Genomic DNA, 16,932 nt, shown 5'->3' with positions numbered 1-16,932 from the left:
CGCAGGAAAGGCAGGACCATGATGGAACGCATCGCACTCTTTATTGACGGAGCCAACGTGTACGCGGCCGCCAAGCGGCTGGGGTGGAACTTCGACCACCGCAAGATTCTGGAGTACTTCCGGGGCTACGGGACGCTGCATAACGCCTTCTACTACACGGCGGTTCCGCTGCCGCTGGACGACAAGCAGAAGCGCTTTATCGACGCGCTGACGTACATGGGCTACACGGTCCGCACCCGCCCGCTGCGCGAGAGCACCGACGAACACGGTGACACGCACCGCCGCGCCAGCCTGGACATCGAGATCGTGACGGACCTGCTGACCACCGAGGGCCGTTTCGACACCGCCGTGCTGCTGACCGGCGACGGCGACTTCGAGCGGCCGGTGGAGGTGCTGCGGGCACGCGGCAAGCGCGTTGTGGTGGCGAGCATTCCCGAGATGACCAGCTACGAGCTGCGGAACGCCGCCGACGAGTACGTGGACCTGGGCACCATCCGCGAGCATGTCGAGCGCCCCGGCTACCGCCTGCCCAGCGAGCAGCGCAGCGCGGACAACCGGCCGTACTACGTGACCGCGCCCCTGATGGAGAACGATGAACGCTGAGGCCCCCGACCCGCCCGCGGCGCTGCCCATCGCGCTCGACGCGGCGGGCGGGGATCACGGGATCGCCCCCAATGTCGAGGGCGCGGTGCAGGCAGCCCGCGCCGGGGTGCCGGTGCTGCTGGTGGGGCCGCGGGTGGCCCTGCACGCCGAACTGGGCAAGCACGCCGGGAGCGCGGGGCTGCCCCTCACGGTGGTGGACGCCCCCGACGTGATCGGCATGGACGAACACGCCAGCGATGTCCGCAGCCGCAGCGGGGCCAGCATCAACATCTGCACCCGGCTGGTGAAGGAGGGCCAGGCCGCCGCCGCCGTCAGCATGGGCCACAGCGGCGCGACGATGGCCTCGGCGCTCCTGACCCTGGGGCGCATCCGGGGGGTGGACCGGCCCGCCATCCTCACGCACCTGCCCAGCAAGACGGGCTTCGTGACCCTGCTCGACGTGGGCGCGAACGCGGACGTGAAACCGGTGTACCTCGCGCAGTGGGCGCGGCTCGCCACCGTGTACCTGCGGGTCGTGGAGGGCAAGGAGGACCCCACGGTCGGCCTGCTCTCCATCGGTGAGGAGGAACACAAGGGCAGCCAGCTCGTGCTGGAGGCGCACGCGCTGCTGCGCGAGCAGGACGGGCGCGGCCTCCGCTTTTACGGCAATGTGGAGGGCCGCGACATCTTCCAGGGCACCACCGACATCGTCGTGACCGACGGCTTTACCGGCAACGTGGTGCTGAAGCTCGCGGAGGGGGAGGCGAAGGTGCTGTTCGGCTGGGTGCGTGACGCGCTGGGGAGCAGCCTCCAGACCAGGCTGGGCGGCCTGCTGGTGCGCGGGGCGCTGCGCGGCCTGGCCGAGCGGATGGACCCCAGCACCTACGGCGCGAGCATCCTGCTGGGCGTGCGCGGCCTCGCCTTTATCGGGCATGGCAGCGCCGACGCCCGCGCGGTCAAGAATGCCTTGCTGCGGGCGTCCCGCGCCCACCAGGCCCACCTGATCGGGCGGCTGGAGGCGGCCCTGGCTCCCCAGTAGGGGACCACTTCTGCCTGTTCGCCCCCGCCCCGCCGTGGTGGGGGCGTTTGTTCTGCCCTTCCTCACGTCCTCATGAGAGGCTGGGGAGGTGCTTGACGAACTGATGATTCAACTGCAAAAGCCCCAGGTCTGGCTGGGCCTCGGCCTGACGCTGCTGGTGGCCTACGCCCTGTACCGTTTCGGGCGAATCCTGCTCCGCCCGCTGGAGGGCTACGTGCGCGGCCCGCTGCTGACCGCTCTGAAGGGACTGTGGTTGCTGGTGGTCGCCGTGTCCTGGCTGGCGGTTGCCACCCACATCGCCTATCTGCCCAGTGTCCCGGTCCTGTTCGATCTGGGGCAGGACATCGAGAACGGGTTTCGCAACAGTGCCGGACAGGTGCTGGTGATCCTGGCGCTGGCGCTGATCGCCTGGAACCTGATTGGCAGCCTGAGTGCGCGCATCGTGGCGGAGGAGGAGTTCAACCGCCGGACGGTGCGGGTGCAGACGCTCAAGGGCGTGGTCGAGAGCACCCTCAAGGCTGTGGTGGTGATCATCGGCCTGATCGCGGGCCTCCAGGCGCTCGGCGTGAACGCGACCAGCCTGCTGGCGGGGGTGTCGGTGCTGGGCCTGGCGGTGGGCTTCGGCGCGCAGAGCCTGATCAAGGATGTGTTCACCGGCTTTTTCATCCTGCTGGAAGACCAGTACGGGGTGGGCGACGTGATCACCGTGAACACCGGGCAGCTCAGCGGCAATGTAGAGCGCCTGAACCTGCGCCTGACCGTGCTGCGCGCGCTGGACGGCACCGTCCACATCATCCCCAACGGCCAGATTCAGACCGTCAGCGTGAGCAGCAAGGACTGGTCGCGCGTGGTCGCCACCGTGGACGTGACCTACGCGGCGAATATCAACGACGCGCTGCGGGTGCTGGAGGCTGTCAGCCAGGAACTGTACGCCGACCCCGAGTGGCGGGGCTTTTTCCTCGACGCCCCCGAGATTCAGGGCGTGACCCAGCTCGCCCCGGACGGCGTGACCCTGCGCGCGCTGTTCAAGGTGCAGCCCAAGAGCCAGTACGGGATCGGGCGCGAGTTCAACCGCCGCATCAAGATCGCGATGGACCAGGCGGGCATCAAAATCCCCTCCCCGCAGCGCACCATCACGCTGGGCAACGCCCCCCTGGAGATCAAGCTCACCCGGGAGGGACCGGAAGGCCGCGACCTGCGCGACACCCAGGAACGCACGCACGCCCCGGTCAAACCCAGCCTCACCCGCGACCCGGAGGAAGAGGAGGTGTAGGAGGCAAGGGGGCAGTGCCTGCGGCTCTTGCCCCACGCCCCTTCAGGCAGGCAGGGGAGAGGGCGCGGGGCCGTCCGCCCGCCCGTCCTCCAGCGTGCCCCCGGCCAGCAGGGTGGAGAACTCCTCGCCGCTGAGGGTTTCGCGGCGCATCAGGACGGTCACGACCTCGTGAACGCGGTGCAGATGTTCGCGCACCAGGGCCAGCACCCGGTCATAGGCGGCGTCGATCAGGTCACGGACCTCCTCGTCCACGGCAAAGGCGGTGGCCTCGCTCATGGGCAGCAGTTGCGGGCCGCCGCCCAGAAAGGCCCCCTCGTCGGTGGCGAGCGCGACCTTGCCGATCCGGCCCGACATGCCCCACTCGGTCACCATGCGCCGGGCCAGGCCGGTCGCCTGCTGGAAGTCGTTCTGCGCGCCGGTCGTCACCTCGCCGTACACGACCTCCTCAGCGGCGCGGCCCGCCAGCGCCACCGCGATCATGTCCTCCAGCGCCGGTCGCGTGACATGCAGCCGGTCGTCCGCGTCCGGCATCATGAACCCCGCCGCCCGCCCCCGCGGCACCACGGTCAGTTTCGCTACCCGGTGGGCATGGGGGAGCAACTGCGCGGCGAGGGCATGACCGACCTCGTGATACGCCGTGACCTTGCGGTCCGCTTCCCGGACCACCAGTGAGCGCCGTTCCGGTCCCATCAACACCCGGTCCCGCGCCTCCTCCACATCCCGCATCACGATCCGTGACCGTCCCGCCCGCGCCGCCCCCAGCGCCGCCTCATTCAACAAGTTCTCCAGGTCCGCCCCCACCATCCCCGCCGTCCTCCGGGCGATCACTGCGAGGTCCACACTGGGATCGAGCGGTTTCTTGCGGGCATGAATGCGCAGGATCATCTCACGCCCCCGCACGTCGGGGGCGTCCACCACCACCTGACGGTCAAAGCGTCCCGGACGCAGCAAAGCGGCGTCCAGCACATCGGGGCGGTTGGTGGCGGCCAGGATGATGACTTCCTGGCCGCTGGAGAAGCCGTCCATCTCGACCAGCAGTTGGTTGAGGGTCTGTTCGCGTTCGTCGTTGCCGCCTTGCAGGTTGACGCCACGCTTGCGGCCGACGGCGTCGATCTCGTCGATGAAGACGATGCAGGGCGCGCTTTTGCGCGCCTGCTCGAACAGGTCACGCACCCGGGCGGCGCCCACCCCCACGAACATCTCGACGAAGTCACTGCCCGAGATGGAGAAGTAGGGGACTTTGGCTTCACCCGCGACGGCTTTGGCGAGCAGGGTTTTGCCGGAGCCGGGGGGGCCGACGAGGAGGACGCCGTGGGGGATGCGGGCGCCGAGCTGGTGGTAACGCTCGGGGTGGCGCAGGAAGTCGACGACTTCCTGCAAATCCTGCTTGGCCTCGTCACACCCGGCGACATCCTGGAAGGTCAGTTTGACCTGTCCCTCCGCGATCACCGCCGCCTTCGACTTCCCGAAACTGCCCGCCGACGCGCCGCCGGAGGCCCCACGCAGCGTGCGCCACAGCACCAGCAGGATCAGGGCCGTCAGCACCAGCGGGAGCACCTGCCCCACCCAGCCGAAGGGGGAGGTGCCCGACAGGATATGCACCGGCACCCCCGCCTCCCGCAGCCGCGTCAGGGTAGCGGCGTCGGGCGGCACGACCACCGACTGCGGCTTGGTGACGTTCAGCAGGCTGACTGACGCATTTCCCGCGCCGTCCAGGGTAACCGACTCCACCTCTCCGGCCTTCAGGTCCTGAAAAAAGCGGTTGGTGGTGTAGGTCCCGCTCCCGTACAGGTCAACCGGGGACTGGCCTGGAGCCTGGGCCGGGGCGCTGAGCACCTCCGGCGAACTGGCGGCCGGGGGCACCCCCACCTGTCCCGCCCCGGCGGGTGCGGCCAGCAGCAGAAACGCCGTCCATACGGCAAGCAGACGAGGCATGCCCCATGCTACGCCGGGAATGGCGGGGTCTACCCTGCGTTACGTGACCTTCCGGCGGGCATCTGGAATGCTCGGGGCGCGTTGCCCTTTCCCTCAGCCTTCCGTCAGGCAGGGTGACTATGCTGACTCTATGCGTCCTGCTCTTCTGCTTGGCGCGCTCGCCCTGGGGCTGAGCGCCTGCACCGTCTCCGTTCGCTCGAATCTGGGCCTGGTGGGCAGCAGCAGCAACCTGATTGCCGATGTCCGCCCCGACCGGGGTGCGGGCGCCACCTACTACATCGGGGAGCCGGTGCGGATCAGCGTCACCACCCGTGCCCCCGGCTACGTCACGCTGGTGGCGCTCCAGCCCAACGGCTATGCCAGCACGCTGATTCGCAACGCCTACGTCCCGGCGGGCACCACCGTCTTCCCGCGCGCGCAGGACGCCGTGACCTACAACGTCGCGCCGCCGACCGGCCTCCAGCGCGTCCGCGCGATCTTCACCCGCGTGCGCCCGACCACCGATCTGGTGCTGAGCGGCGTGTACGACGTCAATGGCTGGAACACCGTGACCACGCAGTACGTGCAGCCCTACGCGCAGGCCGACCGGGACGTGCAGGAGACGTACTTCTACATCCGGTAAGCGGCCAACGCTCAGCCTTCAGCCAGTCGCCCCCGCGCGGCTGGTTTTCTCTTACCCTGGGACGCATGAGTTTGACCTTCGAGGAAGCCCGGCGGCGCGTGGACGCCTACATCGGCCAGTTCGAGGAAGGCTACTTCCCGCCGCTGCTGCTGCTCGCCCGTCTGACGGAGGAAACCGGCGAGATTGCCCGCGTTCTGGCCCACCAGCACGGCAAGACGCCCAAGCCCGGCGAGGACGCGGGCGACCTGGAGATGGAACTGGCCGACCTGCTGTTCGTGATGATCTGTCTGGCGAACGAGCGCGGTCTGAGCCTGGAACGCGGCTTCGAGCGCATGATGCAGAAGATCGAGACGCGCGACGCACAGCGGTGGACGCGCAAGGAGGCGGGGGAATGACGGACGCGCGTTATCCCCTCGGACCCATGCCACAACGCCTCGCCCTCACGCCGCAGGAGCGGTCAGAGGCGGTCCAGGCGATCCGGGCCCTGCCCGCCGAACTGCGCGCGCTGGTCGAAGGCCAGCCGGACACGTTGCTGGAGACGCCCTACCGCGAGGGCGGCTGGACCGTGCGGCAGGTGGTGCATCACCTCGCGGACAGCCACCTCAACGCCTTGGTGCGCCTGAAGCTGGCGCTGACCGAGGACAACCCCACCGTGAAACCCTACGAGGAGGGGGACTGGGCCGAGTTGCCCGACACCCGCCTGCCGCTCGAACCCAGCCTGAGCCTGCTGGACGGGCTGCATACGCGCTGGGCCGCGCTCTTGGACGCCCTCACGCCCGGACAGTGGGCGCGGGAATGGACCCACCCGGCGCAGGGACAGACCTTCACGGTGGATACGCTGGCCGCCATGTACGCCTGGCACGGGCGGCATCACCTGGCCCATATCCGGCAGGTGACGGGCTGATGCAGTACGGCGAGAAGATGCACGTGCCCGTGACCCTACGCGCGAGCGGCGTGGTCATCCTGAATGAAGGCGGCGACATCCTGCTGGTGCGGGAGCTGGGAGCGCCGGATCAACCGGCCAAAGCTGGGCTGTGGCATATCCCTTCCGGAAGTGTGGAGGAGGGCGAGAACCCGCAGGACACCGCCTTGCGAGAGGCCTGCGAGGAAACCGGCCTGCGCGTGCGCCTGGTGAAGTTCCTGAACGCTTACCTGGGCCGCTTTCCGGACGGAGTCCACATCCTCCGCACCGTCTGGCTGGCCGAACCGCTCCCCGGGCAGACCCCCAGGCCCACCTTCGCGCACGAGGTGGCCGAGGCCCGTTATGTCAGCCGCGAGGAGTTCGCCGCGCTGTACGAGGCCGGGCAGATTCGCATGTCCCAGACCAAACTCTTTTGCGAGGATGCGCTGCGGGAGTGGACGAGGCTGCGTGTAGGGTCGGAAGCCGCAGGGGCGAACGCCTGAGCGCCCGCCCCTCTGCTGAAAGCTGACCACTGTCGGCTGACGGCTTTACTCGTACCCCAGTTCGCGCAGCGCCTCCTCGTCCTCGCGCCAGCCGGGGATCACGATGACTTCCAGGCCCAGGAAGACCTTGCGGTCGAGGAAGACCTCAAGCTGCTTGCGGGCCGCCTGGCCGATCTCGCGCAGCATCTTGCCGCCCGCGCCTATCACCATGCCCTTGTGGGCGTTCTTCTCCACGATGATCTCGGCCTCGATGCGCTGGAGGCCGTCCTCGCGCTCGGTCCAGCTCGTGACGCGGGTGGCGACCGCATAGGGCAGTTCGTCGCGCAGCTTCTTCATCGCTTCCTCGCGGATGATCTCGGCGGCCCACTGCTCGCGGGTCTGATCCGACGCGCTGCCGCGCGGGAAGAAGAAGGGGTTCTCGGGCAGGGTGTCCAGCACCTGTTCGCGCAGCGTGGCGACCGCCTGCGGATTGTTCTGCGCGCTGAGCATCAGGTCGTGCGTCTCGCCCGTGCGGCCCTCCAGCAGCGCGCGGTAGAGCTTCATCGCCTCGTCGGGGTACTTGGCGGCGTCGGTCTTGTTGCCGATCAAAAAGAGGGGCTTGGGCAGGTCGCGCACCTGGCGGGCCACCAGTTCGTCTTCCTCGGTGGGCGGGTGGCGCAGGTCCGCCACCCAGAGAATCGCGTCCACGTCCGCAAGGGCGCTGTGGACCTCCTGGTTCATGTACTTGCCCAGCGCGTCCTTGGGCCTGTGCAGGCCGGGCGTGTCCACGAAGACGATCTGGTGCGTGTCGGTGCTGTAGATGCCGCGCACGCCCCGGCGGGTGGTCTGCGGCCGCGGGCTGGTCGGCGCGACCTTGGTGTTCAGGAAGGCGTTCAGCAGCGTGCTCTTGCCGACGTTCGGCTTGCCGACGATGGCGACGAACCCGCTGTGTGTCTCACTAGGGGGCTGCGTCTCGCCGGACTCGGGAGAGGGAATCTGATCGGTCATGGGGCTGATTGTCTCACGGGGACGCGGCGGCAACCGTTCTGCACCCGCCTTGTGGCCCCACCCGCTTCAGGACGGGAGGCAATTCTCCCGGTTCATCTTCCCTTCATCCTTGCCGGTGGCCTGGAACGGCGTGGCCCTCTCACCCGTACCCTGGAGCATGACGAACCCTCTCCAAGCCAGCCTCTCGGACATGTTCGGTCAGAGCATAGCGGTCCTGTCACGGCCCAGTCCGGCCACCTTCGAGCTGTTCGAGCGGCGTGGGGGGACCAAGCAGGCTTTCATCTACGTGCTGCTGGCGGCGTTGGTGTCGGCCGTGATCGGGGCCCTGTTCGCGCCTTTTCACCGCGACGTGACCGTGATTGGGCAGTTCATCACGCGCCTGATCGCGCTTCCGGTCCAGTTCGGCATCTTTACCGGCCTGGTCTACCTGATCGGGCGGTCGCTGTTCCGGGGCACCGGCACCTATCCGGAAGTCGCGTATACCTTCGCGCTGTTCTACGTGCCGCTCAGCATCATCGGGACGCTGCTGGGCTGGATTCCGATTCTGAACGTGCTGATCCCCATCCTGATCGCCGCCCTGCTGATCTTCTTCGGGTACCTGGCGGTGCAGTCCAGCATGAACCTGCGCGACACCATGAGTTCCGCCGTTACGCTGATTCTCTCCGGTGTGGCGAACTGGGTGGTCGGTTACCTGCTTGTCCGCCTGATCTTGGGTGTCTGAGGGGCGAGAGCCGCAGGTGGGGGTGGCAGAGGCCCCCACCTTTCTTCGTCCCTCTAGACTGCGCCCATGACCCAGGATAAGAACATCTCCCCAGATGACCGGGCGCGTCTCGATCAGGTGTTCATGCAGGTGGTGCTGGACGTGCAGGCGCAGGTGCAGCAGACCAGACCCGAGCAGCCCGGCAATCTCGCGGCGATGTTCCACAAGGAGAGCGTCGCGGAGGCCCTGCAAGGCTGCGCCATGCTGATCGCGGGCTGGAACCAGAACCGTGTGGACGAGGCAGGCGTGCAGCGCAGTACGAAAGCCCTCCGCAGCCTGGGCCTGGGCGACCTCGCCGGGCGGGTCGAGAACCTGCGGCGGATCGGTGGGGAGTAGGGAAACGAGGGCAAAGGGCAGAGGGCATGGGAACGCTCCCGCCCTCTGCTCCTTGCAACGCTTTACTTGGTCTTGGCCATCGCCTTTTGCAGGTTCATGGCGCGTTGGAGGTGTTCGCGCAGCACCGGCAGCGTTTGGGTCGCGTGGGCGCGCAGGCTCGCGTTGCCGCCCGAACGCAGGCTCCAGGCGATATAGTCTCTGAAGAGATTCACGGCCTGCTCGTGCGCCATCACCTGTGCGTCAATGTAGGTGCGGTCGAAGGTGTTGCCCTGCTGCCCCCGCAGCGTGGTGAGAATCTGGGTCTTGGGGCCGCTGAGCGTGGTGGGCACCGTCGCGCCGAGCTTGCTGGCGACGCTCTTCAGGGCCTGGCTGGCCTTGGTGTGGTCCTGAATCATCTGCTTGGCGAAGCTCTTGATGTTCGCGCTGCTGGCCCGGCTCTCCGCCACCTGCGACGACTGAATCTCGAACATGTCACTCATCGCCGCCTGCTGGATAAAGCAGGTGTCGGTGCTGCTCAGGCGGGCCGAGGTGCCCGTTCCCGAAGTGGAAGTGCCGCTGGTGCTCCCCATGTTGCCGGTATTCCCGGCGTTGCCCATGTTGCCCGTAGTGCCGCCCGTATTGGTTGTGCTTCCGCTGCCGGACGTTCCTCCCGTGGCGGTTCCAGTGCCCGTGTTGCCGCTGCCGGTCTGGGTGGACGTCCCACTGGTGGAGGTGCCGCCCGTGGCCGTCCCGGAGGTTCCGGCGCCCGAGGTGGAGGTGCTGCCGGTACTCCCCATGTTGCCGGTGCTCCCGGTGTTGCCCGTAGTGCCGGTCGTGCCGGAGGTTCCGGCCCCGGACGTTCCGCCCATGCCATTTCCGGTGCTGGTGTTGCCGGTGCCCGCCGTACCGGTGGTTCCGCTCTGGGTGCCCCCGGTCATGTTCCCGGCAGTGTTGCCGCCCGTGTTGGTGGTGCCCATGCCTCCAGGGGTCGTCGTCCTCGTCGTCCCCGTCGTGCCCGTCAGCCCGCAGACCATGCTGGGGGAGGTCGCGGCGGAAGGCGTCGTGGTGGACGTTGAAGGGGTGGAGGAGGTGGACGGGGTGGTCGTCCCCGGTGTCCCTGATGGTGCCGTCGTTGTTCCGGGCGGGGTCGTATTGGTCGTCCCGCCCTGCTGGGCGAGCGTGGAAGTCCCCAGGGTCAGCGCGACCCCCAGGACGGCGGCGCTCCAACTGAAAGCCGATGCCTGTCTCATATAGTCTCCTCCGGTGGGCGTCAGGCGGTAGGAACCGGGGGTTCAGCCGTCAGCGGACCCCAGGGACGCCCCGACCGCTTCATCCTGGGGGGTGGGGCGCCGGGCCGAGTGAAAGGACGGCAGGGGCTTTCCCGCCGCTTTGAATCCCTCTCCTTGAATGCGGTAAATCGGCGTTATCGGGCCGTTCATCTTCCTTCTGGCTCCCCGGCCCGCCGCCTCACCGGGCCGGAGGGCCTAACCGTCCTCGGCCGTCATTGCCCGCTGCGCCTCGTGGTCGGCGTGGGCGACCTGCCCGGCCTGACCGAGCGCGCCCCATTCGTCGAGGCCGCGCTTCCCGCCTTCGCCCAGGAGGGGCGGCAGGCCCCGCAGATAGGCGGCCTGGGCGATCAAGTGGGCCGTCAGCGGCGTGGTCAGGAAGTGAAACAGCAGCACCGCCGCCAGCCGGGTAAAGGCCGCCGCGTCCGTCAGTTCCAGCGCTGCTCCCAGGAAGATGCCCGCCGAGCCGAGCGTGACCAGCTTGCTGCTCGCGTGCAGCCGCGCGTACAGATCGGGAAAGCGCATCAGACCAATTGCCGCCGTCAGGACGAAAAACGCCCCGATCAGGATAGGAACGTCCCGCAGGGGAGAGAAGTCAGCCACGGGCGGCCCCCAGGCGAGGGCTGGCTGACGCCTGATCGCTGACGGCTGACCGCTTCACTTCATCACCCTCCCCAGCAGCAGGTAGCGCGTCAAGGCCACGGTGGACAGGAAGCCCAGCAGGCTGAGGACCAGGGCGGCGTCCAGCACCACGATCAACCGGGTCTTGACGGCGATCAGGGCGAACAGCACGACCAGATTCACGCTCAGGAAGTCGAAGGCCATGATGCGGTCCCCCCAGGAGGGGCCGCGCAGCACGCGGACGGTGACGAGCAGGACCGAGAGGGTCACGATGCCGAGCGCCAGGTTGATGATCATGCCGGTTCCTCCGAAAGGGGCTGGGGCGAGGTGACGCGCAGCAGGCGGTCTTCCACCCGCGTGATGCTGTCGCGGGCGGCCTGCGGGGTGGCGCTGCCGATGGCGTGGGCGTACAGGGTGCGGCGGTCCGCGCTGAAGCCCATCGCCACCGTGCCGGGCATCAGGGCGATCACGGCGGCCAGCAGGGTCTGGGCGACGTCGCCCTGGAGCCGCAGCGGCACGGCCACGATCATGGGATTGAGCCGGGGGTGGGGCCGCAGCGCCAGCAGCGCCATGTGGACGTTCGCCACCGTCAGTTCCCGCAGGAAGAAGCCGACAAAGCCCAGCACGGCGAGGCTGCGACCCACATACCCCCCGCTGCCCAGCGCGCGGGGAAACACCGCCAGGATGCCGAAGCCCAGCAGGAACCCGACCACCAGTTCCCGCAGGCTGACCTCGCCCACGAACAGCATCCACACGACGGCCAGCAGCAGATTGAGCGTGAAGCCGTTCACGGCCGCGTCTCCTTTCCGGTCGGCGCGGGCGGGATCACCACCGGCTGGTCCCCCAGCACGCCCCGGATATACCGCTGTGGGATGCTGAGTTCGGCGGCGGTCGCCCCCGCCTGCGCGAAGATCGGCCCCGCGAAGAGGGTCAGGCCCGCCACCAGCGCTGAGGCAGCGTAGGCGGCGGCGTGCAGGGGCCGGGAGACGCGGTACACCGGCAGCCAGGTGGGATGCTTGCCCCAGAAAAAGCCGCGCCACACGTTCAGCATCGCGTACAGCGTGACCAGACTGCCGACGAGCGCACTGACCACCGCCAGCAATGCGAGGGGCGACCCCTGCGCGAGCCCCGCCCGCACCAGCGCGTACTTGGCGACGTAGCCCCCGGAAGGCGGCAGGCCCGCTACCGTCAGCGCGCACAGCAGGAAGCAGGCGGCCAGCAGCGGCAGGAACTCCAGCATCCCGCGCGCCCGCACCAGCCGCGTGCCGGTCGCCCGCTCCGCGACGGTGGCAATGGCAAAGAGCGCGGTGGTCACCACGACGCTCACGGCCAGATAGGCCACACTGGCCCGCACGGCCTCCGGCGTCCCGACCCCCAGCCCGAAGGCGAGGTAGCCGACGCTACCGATCACCGTGAAGGACAGGATCGGCCGCCACTCGCGCTGCGACACCATCCCGAACGCGCCGTACAACATGGTGACGCTGCCCAGTAGCAGCAGCAGCGAATGCGGCAGCTCCGGTTCCTGCGTGAAGACGGTGGTGAAGACGCGGATCAGGGCGTAGACGCCGACCTTCGTCAGCACCGCCGCGAAGAAGGTGCCCACGGCGGGCGGCAGCGCCGGGTAGGTGCCCGGCAGCCAGAAGCCCAGCGGAAACAGCGCGCCCTTGGCCGCGAACACGATCAGCAGCAGCACGGCCACACTGGTCACGGTGGCATTTGGCCCGAGGGTGGCCGCCCGCTGCGCGAGGTGCGCGAAGTTCAGCGTGCCCAGCACCCCGTAGGCCAGCCCGCAGGACACGACCAGCAGCGACGACGCTGCCAGATTCATCACGATGTAGCGGAAGCCCTCGCGCAGTTGCTCGCGGGTGGACCCCAGCACGGTCAGCGCGTAGCTGGCGACCAGCATCACCTCGAAGGCCACGAACAGATTGAAGAGGTCCCCGGTCAAAAACGACAGTTGCACGCCCGCGAACAGGAACTGCATCAGCGCGAACAGGTGATACTTCTCGCGCACGGGGTCGGGATCGGCGGCGGCCTGCCAGACGGCCAGCAGCGCGCTCAACGCCGCCAGCAGACTCATCCAGGCGGCCAGGCGGTCGGCAGTCATCACGATGCCGAAGGGCGCGCGCCAGCCCCCCAGCTCACTCACCAGCACGGTCCCGTCGGCCGTCGCCAGCAGCAGCCCGGCGGCAAAGGCCAGCGTGGCGAGCGTCCCCACAAAGGACAGCGCCACCCTTACCTTTCGCCCCGCAGGCCACAGCAGCAGCAGCCCGAAGCCCAGCGAGGTCACGAACGGGGCGAGCGGCAACCAGGAGAGGCCACTCACGGCTGACCTCCGGGCCGCTCGGGTTCCTCCGGGTCCGAGTGGATCAGGTCGGGCAGGTCCGGCCCCTGGTGTTCCGGGTCGGCGGACCTGCCTTCCCCGGTGTGAGGGTCCCGCGCCAGATTGTCCCCGAAGGCCGCCACGTTGTCGTGCCCCGACACCTGATAGGCCCGCAGCGCGACCGTCAGCAGCAGCGCCGTCGTCGCGAAGCCGATCACGATGGCGGTCAGGATCAGCGCCTGGGGCAGCGGGTCCATGTACGGCCCCGGCAGCGTCAGCAGCGGCGGATTGTCCTGCCGCAGCCCCGCCACCGTCAGAATCGCCAGATTGCCCGCGTACCCGATAAAGGACAGGCCCAGCACCACCCGCACAATCTTGCGCGACAGCAGCAGAAAAACCCCCGCCGCGACCAGCAGGCCGATCAGGATGGAGAAGAGGGCTTCCATCAGCGGGCCTCCGGCGGGGCAGAGAGCGGCAGGCAGAAGGCTTGAGGCTGATGCGAGTTAGAAGGTGCGGGCGTGTGGGTGTGAGAAAGCTTCTTGCTCCTCCCCCTTGAACGCCTGATGTGCAATAGAAAGTTGCTGCCTTGGATGGGCTTTTTGCTCCCTCTCCCCTTGCGGGAGAGGGGTGGCGGGCGTAGCTCGCCCTCGTGCCAGACGAGAAAAACGCTCCTGCTTGTCCTATCCGCCAGCCCTGTAATGCACATCAAGCGTCTTGAGGGGAGAGGCTGGGACTTGTAAAGCTCCGCAGGAGAGGGGGTGAACGGGCCTGGCATCCCAGAGCCACGTTCGGCCCAGATCCCCCAGTCCCGCAGCGCAACGTTTGCCCCATGCCCCCGCTGAAGGCTGACGGCTGAAAGCTGAAAGCTGCCCCCTCTCACTGATCCCCCTCCACCCGCTCCTGCGGGTCCACGTCGATCAGCGCGTAGGCGATGGCGAGGCTGGCACCGACCACGGCCAGATACACGCCGAAGTCGAACAGCAGGGCGCTGGCCCACTCGAACTCGCCGGTCAGGGGCGTGGTGATGTACCCGAAGGCGCTCTTGAGAAAAGGTTTGCCCAGCAGGTACGGCACCAGACCGGTGACGAAGGCCAGGGCCAGGCCCCACGGCACCAGCCGGATGGGGTCCACCCGCAGCGCGCTGGTGCCGGTGGCGATGCGGTGCAGGATCAGCGCGCAGACCGTCATCAGCCCCGCGATAAAGCCGCCGCCGGGGGCATTGTGCCCGCGCCACAGCAGCAGGAAGGCGAACAGCAGCACCAGCGCGAAGACCGCGCGGCTCACGGTGCGGAGAATCGGGTCGTTGGCGAGCAGCGCGGTCGTTGGGCTGCTGCCGGTCGTCGGAACCGGAGCCGGTTTCTTGTGTCTGGGACTCATACGGGCTCCTTGTGCGAGGCTGTGGGGTGCTGGACCGTGGGCGTCAGGTCCTCGGGCGGCGGACCTTCCGGGGGGAGGGCTTCCGGCGCGGTCACGGTGCGTCCCCGTTTGCCCAGGCGGACCAGGGCCAGCACCGCCAGCGCGACCATGCCGACCACCGTGATCTCGCCCAGCGTGTCGAAGCCGCGGAAGTCCACCAGCAGCACGTTCACCACGTTCTTGCCGCCGCCTCCGCTGTAACTGTTCGCCAGGTAGTAGGGCGAGATGGGGGGCGCCAGAAAGCGCACGCTGGACAGCACCAGCAGCGTGGCCCCGATGCCCGCCAGCCCGGCCAGCAGCACGTCCAGCCGCAGCCGCCAGCGCGAGCGCCCCAGGTCCCGCCCGCCGGGCAGGTAGCGGAAGGCGAGCAGAAACAGGATCACCGTCACCGCCTCCACCAGCAGTTGCGTGAGCGCGAGGTCGGGCGCGCGCAGGGCCAGGAAGGCGGCGGCACTCCCGAACCCGGTCAGGCCCGTCACCACGACCGCCGTCAGCCGGTTGCGCGCCAGCAGCACGCCGACCGCCCCCGCCACCAGCAGCGCCGCGATGGGCAGCACGCCCAGCGGCAGGTGCCCGAAGGGGTGAAACACCTGCGGCGCGCGCAGCACGGCGTAGCCCGCGATCACGGCGGCGGCGACCAGCATGACGCGGAGCTGGTCCGGCAGCGCCAGCCCCTGCGTGCGCGAGATCAGCCAGGTGGCGAAAACGTTGACGTTCTCCAGCAGGGCGTAATACACCGTGTTCGCGTTTGTGCGCGGCGTGAGGCGGCGTTGCAGGGCGGCCACCCGTCCCGCCTGCCACACCAGCAGTGCCCCCAGCGCCCAGGTCAGCCCCGTGGCGAGCAGCGCGGGCGTGACGCCGTGCCACAGCGCCAGATGCTCCCGGTAGCCCGCGAAATTCAGCGCCGCCTGCGCCGTCCGCGTCAGTGCCTCCGCACTGGCAGGCCACACGCCAAAGAGCAGCGCGATCCCGGCCAGCAGCGCGGCGGGCAGCGTCAGGCCGGGCGGGGCCTCGTGCGGGCGCGCGCCTTCCGGGACACGCGGCGTCCCCACGAACACCCGCAGCAGCCGGAAGGTGTACGCGAAGGTCAGCGCACTCCCGACCACCGCGACCACGATGAACAGCGGTCCCTGATGCAGCATCGTCTCGTAGAACAGCTCCTTGCTGATGAAGCCCCCCAATGGCGGTAGTCCCGCCATGCTGAAGGCGGCGAGGAGGGCGACCACGAACGTCACTGGCAGCGCCTTTCGGAGGCCGCCCAGCAAAGGAACCTCCCGCGTGCCCGTCTCATGGTCGATGATGCCCACCACGAAGAACAGCGCCGCCTTGAAGGCCGCATGGTTCAGCAGGTGCGCGGTCCCGGCGAAGTTGCCCTCCGCCTGGGCCAGACCGTACAGGCTCATCAGGAGGCCCAGTTGCGAGACGGTGGAATACGCCAGCAGCGCCTTGAGGTCGGTCTGCCGCAGTGCCAGCCAGGCACCCCAGACCAGTGTCGCCAGACCCAGCGGCACGATGATGCCGGACCACAGCGGCGAGGTGCCGAACAGCAGACCGAATTTGGCGACCAGCACCACGCCCGCCTTGACCATCGTGGCCGAGTGCAGGAAGGCCGAGACGGGCGTGGGGGCTTCCATCGCCGTCGGCAGCCAGAGGTGGAAGGGAAGCTGCGCGCTCTTGGTGAAGGCCGCCAGCAGCGTCAGCAGCAGCGCGGGTGTGAACAGGGGCGAGGCCCGCAGCGCCGCCACGTCCAGCCCCGAGAGGGAAGTGCTCCCCCCCGCGATGCCGATCAGCGACACCGCCGCCAGCAGGCCCAGGCCCCCCAGCGCGCTCACCAGAAAGGCCTTCACCGCGCCGTCGCGGGCCGCCGCGCGGGTGTGCCACAGCCCGATCAGCAGGAAGCTCGTCACGCTGGTCATCTCCCAGAAGCCGAACAGCGCTGGCAGGTTGTCACTCAGGACCAGCCCCAGCATCGAGCCGCCGAAGAGCAGCAGGTAGGCATAGAAGCGCCCGAACCTTTCCCGGTCCGACAGGTACGCCACCGAATACAGGCTCGCCAGCGTTCCGATGACGCCGATCAGCACGGCGAACAGCAGCGAGAACCCGTCGCCCCGGAAGGCCAGGTTCAGCCCCAGGTCCGGCACCCAGCGGGTGACTTCCAGGGCAGGCGCGGCCCCCGGCATCCCCGCGAGGGGAAAGGCCAGCAGCAGCGCGGGCACAAAGGCCAGCGCCGCTGCGTATCCAGTGCGGCGGCCCAGGCGCGGCCCCAGCCAGGCGGCCAGCGCCGAGAGCAGGAAGGGCAGGAACACGGCGAGCGTCATGGCCCACCGACTCGCAGGGTCAGGCGTCTCGTCATCCCCCCAATAACACCA

20 protein-coding genes are annotated in these 16,932 nt (G+C 68.7%); 10 read left to right on the top strand and 10 right to left on the bottom strand.

The genetic code is table 11. The features are described from left to right. Positions 1 to 21 precede the first annotated feature (21 nt). The 3 genes from E5F05_RS17690 (at position 22) to E5F05_RS17680 (ending at position 2,894) form a co-directional block, all read left to right on the top strand. Positions 22 to 603 carry a LabA-like NYN domain-containing protein gene (locus E5F05_RS17690; RefSeq protein ID WP_129119997.1) on the top strand — a complete coding sequence of 194 codons (582 nt, stop codon included), beginning with the start codon at positions 22 to 24 and terminating at the stop codon, positions 601 to 603. Then, positions 593 to 1,621, top strand: a complete 1,029-nt coding sequence (gene plsX / locus E5F05_RS17685; RefSeq protein ID WP_129119968.1) for a phosphate acyltransferase PlsX — start codon at positions 593 to 595, stop codon at positions 1,619 to 1,621. The genes E5F05_RS17690 and plsX overlap by 11 nt, the downstream gene beginning before the upstream one ends. Positions 1,622 to 1,709: 88 nt before the next feature. Then, a complete protein-coding gene (locus tag E5F05_RS17680; protein ID WP_129119967.1) occupies positions 1,710 to 2,894 on the top strand; it encodes a mechanosensitive ion channel family protein in 1,185 nt (394 codons plus the stop codon). 42 nt (positions 2,895 to 2,936) lie between these two features. Here E5F05_RS17680 and ftsH read toward each other — a convergent pair whose 3' ends face one another. After that, on the bottom strand, positions 2,937 to 4,829 hold the full coding sequence (gene ftsH, locus E5F05_RS17675) for an ATP-dependent zinc metalloprotease FtsH (RefSeq protein WP_146719930.1): 1,893 nt from the start codon (positions 4,827 to 4,829) through the stop codon (positions 2,937 to 2,939). A gap of 130 nt (positions 4,830 to 4,959) precedes the next feature. Between ftsH and E5F05_RS17670 the strand changes: the two genes are divergently transcribed. The 4 genes from E5F05_RS17670 (at position 4,960) to E5F05_RS17655 (ending at position 6,855) form a co-directional block, all read left to right on the top strand. Further along, positions 4,960 to 5,451, top strand: a complete 492-nt coding sequence (locus tag E5F05_RS17670; protein ID WP_129119960.1) for a DUF4384 domain-containing protein — start codon at positions 4,960 to 4,962, stop codon at positions 5,449 to 5,451. Positions 5,452 to 5,516: 65 nt separating this feature from the next. Then, positions 5,517 to 5,846 (top strand): nucleotide pyrophosphohydrolase, encoded by a 330-nt coding sequence (locus E5F05_RS17665; protein WP_129119959.1) that lies wholly within the window; start codon positions 5,517 to 5,519, stop codon positions 5,844 to 5,846. Continuing rightward, positions 5,843 to 6,355, top strand: coding sequence for a YfiT family bacillithiol transferase (locus E5F05_RS17660; protein ID WP_129119958.1), 513 nt, complete (start codon positions 5,843 to 5,845; stop codon positions 6,353 to 6,355). Before E5F05_RS17665 ends, E5F05_RS17660 begins: the two co-directional genes overlap by 4 nt. Next, positions 6,355 to 6,855, top strand: a complete 501-nt coding sequence (locus E5F05_RS17655) for a Nudix hydrolase (protein ID WP_129119957.1) — start codon at positions 6,355 to 6,357, stop codon at positions 6,853 to 6,855. The genes E5F05_RS17660 and E5F05_RS17655 overlap by 1 nt, the downstream gene beginning before the upstream one ends. A gap of 45 nt (positions 6,856 to 6,900) precedes the next feature. Here E5F05_RS17655 and era read toward each other — a convergent pair whose 3' ends face one another. Continuing rightward, positions 6,901 to 7,842, bottom strand: coding sequence for a GTPase Era (gene era / locus E5F05_RS17650; protein ID WP_129119956.1), 942 nt, complete (start codon positions 7,840 to 7,842; stop codon positions 6,901 to 6,903). Positions 7,843 to 7,999: 157 nt separating this feature from the next. Here era and E5F05_RS17645 point away from each other — a divergent pair, with 157 nt between their 5' ends. After that, positions 8,000 to 8,563, top strand: a complete 564-nt coding sequence (locus tag E5F05_RS17645) for a YIP1 family protein (protein ID WP_129119955.1) — start codon at positions 8,000 to 8,002, stop codon at positions 8,561 to 8,563. A 66-nt stretch (positions 8,564 to 8,629) separates the two neighbouring features. Next, on the top strand, positions 8,630 to 8,938 hold the full coding sequence (locus E5F05_RS17640) for a hypothetical protein (RefSeq protein WP_129119954.1): 309 nt from the start codon (positions 8,630 to 8,632) through the stop codon (positions 8,936 to 8,938). 62 nt (positions 8,939 to 9,000) lie between these two features. Here the strand turns inward: E5F05_RS17640 and E5F05_RS17635 are convergent, their stop codons facing one another. Continuing rightward, the gene (locus tag E5F05_RS17635; protein WP_129119953.1) at positions 9,001 to 9,894 is read right to left on the bottom strand and encodes a DUF4142 domain-containing protein; all 894 of its coding nucleotides are present in this window, start codon (positions 9,892 to 9,894) and stop codon (positions 9,001 to 9,003) included. On the opposite strand from E5F05_RS17635, the gene E5F05_RS17630 reads away from it, so the two are divergent. Beyond that, positions 9,893 to 10,171 carry a hypothetical protein gene (locus E5F05_RS17630; protein WP_129119952.1) on the top strand — a complete coding sequence of 93 codons (279 nt, stop codon included), beginning with the start codon at positions 9,893 to 9,895 and terminating at the stop codon, positions 10,169 to 10,171. The two genes, E5F05_RS17635 and E5F05_RS17630, sit on opposite strands and share 2 nt — an antisense overlap. 230 nt (positions 10,172 to 10,401) lie before the next feature. On the opposite strand, the gene mnhG is transcribed toward E5F05_RS17630, so the two are convergent. From mnhG to mbhE, 7 genes are all read right to left on the bottom strand, one after another. Continuing rightward, on the bottom strand, positions 10,402 to 10,806 hold the full coding sequence (gene mnhG / locus E5F05_RS17625; RefSeq protein WP_129119951.1) for a monovalent cation/H(+) antiporter subunit G: 405 nt from the start codon (positions 10,804 to 10,806) through the stop codon (positions 10,402 to 10,404). A 54-nt stretch (positions 10,807 to 10,860) separates the two neighbouring features. Then, positions 10,861 to 11,121, bottom strand: a complete 261-nt coding sequence (locus E5F05_RS17620) for an MrpF/PhaF family protein (protein WP_034357405.1) — start codon at positions 11,119 to 11,121, stop codon at positions 10,861 to 10,863. Further along, complete coding sequence (locus E5F05_RS17615) at positions 11,118 to 11,615, bottom strand: Na+/H+ antiporter subunit E (RefSeq protein ID WP_129119950.1); 498 nt, start codon at positions 11,613 to 11,615, stop codon at positions 11,118 to 11,120. Before E5F05_RS17615 ends, E5F05_RS17620 begins: the two co-directional genes overlap by 4 nt. Next, positions 11,612 to 13,150: a proton-conducting transporter transmembrane domain-containing protein gene (locus tag E5F05_RS17610; RefSeq protein WP_129119949.1), complete on the bottom strand. Its 1,539-nt coding sequence runs from the start codon at positions 13,148 to 13,150 to the stop codon at positions 11,612 to 11,614. The genes E5F05_RS17615 and E5F05_RS17610 overlap by 4 nt, the downstream gene beginning before the upstream one ends. Continuing rightward, positions 13,147 to 13,593, bottom strand: a complete 447-nt coding sequence (locus tag E5F05_RS17605) for a Na+/H+ antiporter subunit C (protein ID WP_129119948.1) — start codon at positions 13,591 to 13,593, stop codon at positions 13,147 to 13,149. The genes E5F05_RS17610 and E5F05_RS17605 overlap by 4 nt, the downstream gene beginning before the upstream one ends. Before the next feature lie 430 nt (positions 13,594 to 14,023). Beyond that, positions 14,024 to 14,524 (bottom strand): Na(+)/H(+) antiporter subunit B, encoded by a 501-nt coding sequence (locus tag E5F05_RS17600; RefSeq protein WP_129119947.1) that lies wholly within the window; start codon positions 14,522 to 14,524, stop codon positions 14,024 to 14,026. After that, entirely contained in the window at positions 14,521 to 16,881 is a 2,361-nt protein-coding gene (gene mbhE / locus E5F05_RS17595; protein ID WP_129119946.1) for a hydrogen gas-evolving membrane-bound hydrogenase subunit E, read from the bottom strand. The genes E5F05_RS17600 and mbhE overlap by 4 nt, the downstream gene beginning before the upstream one ends. Positions 16,882 to 16,932: the final 51 nt, after the last annotated feature.

Source organism: Deinococcus metallilatus, assembly GCF_004758605.1.
Taxonomy (GTDB): domain Bacteria; phylum Deinococcota; class Deinococci; order Deinococcales; family Deinococcaceae; genus Deinococcus; species Deinococcus metallilatus.
This window is presented reverse-complemented; position numbering and strand designations above follow the sequence as displayed.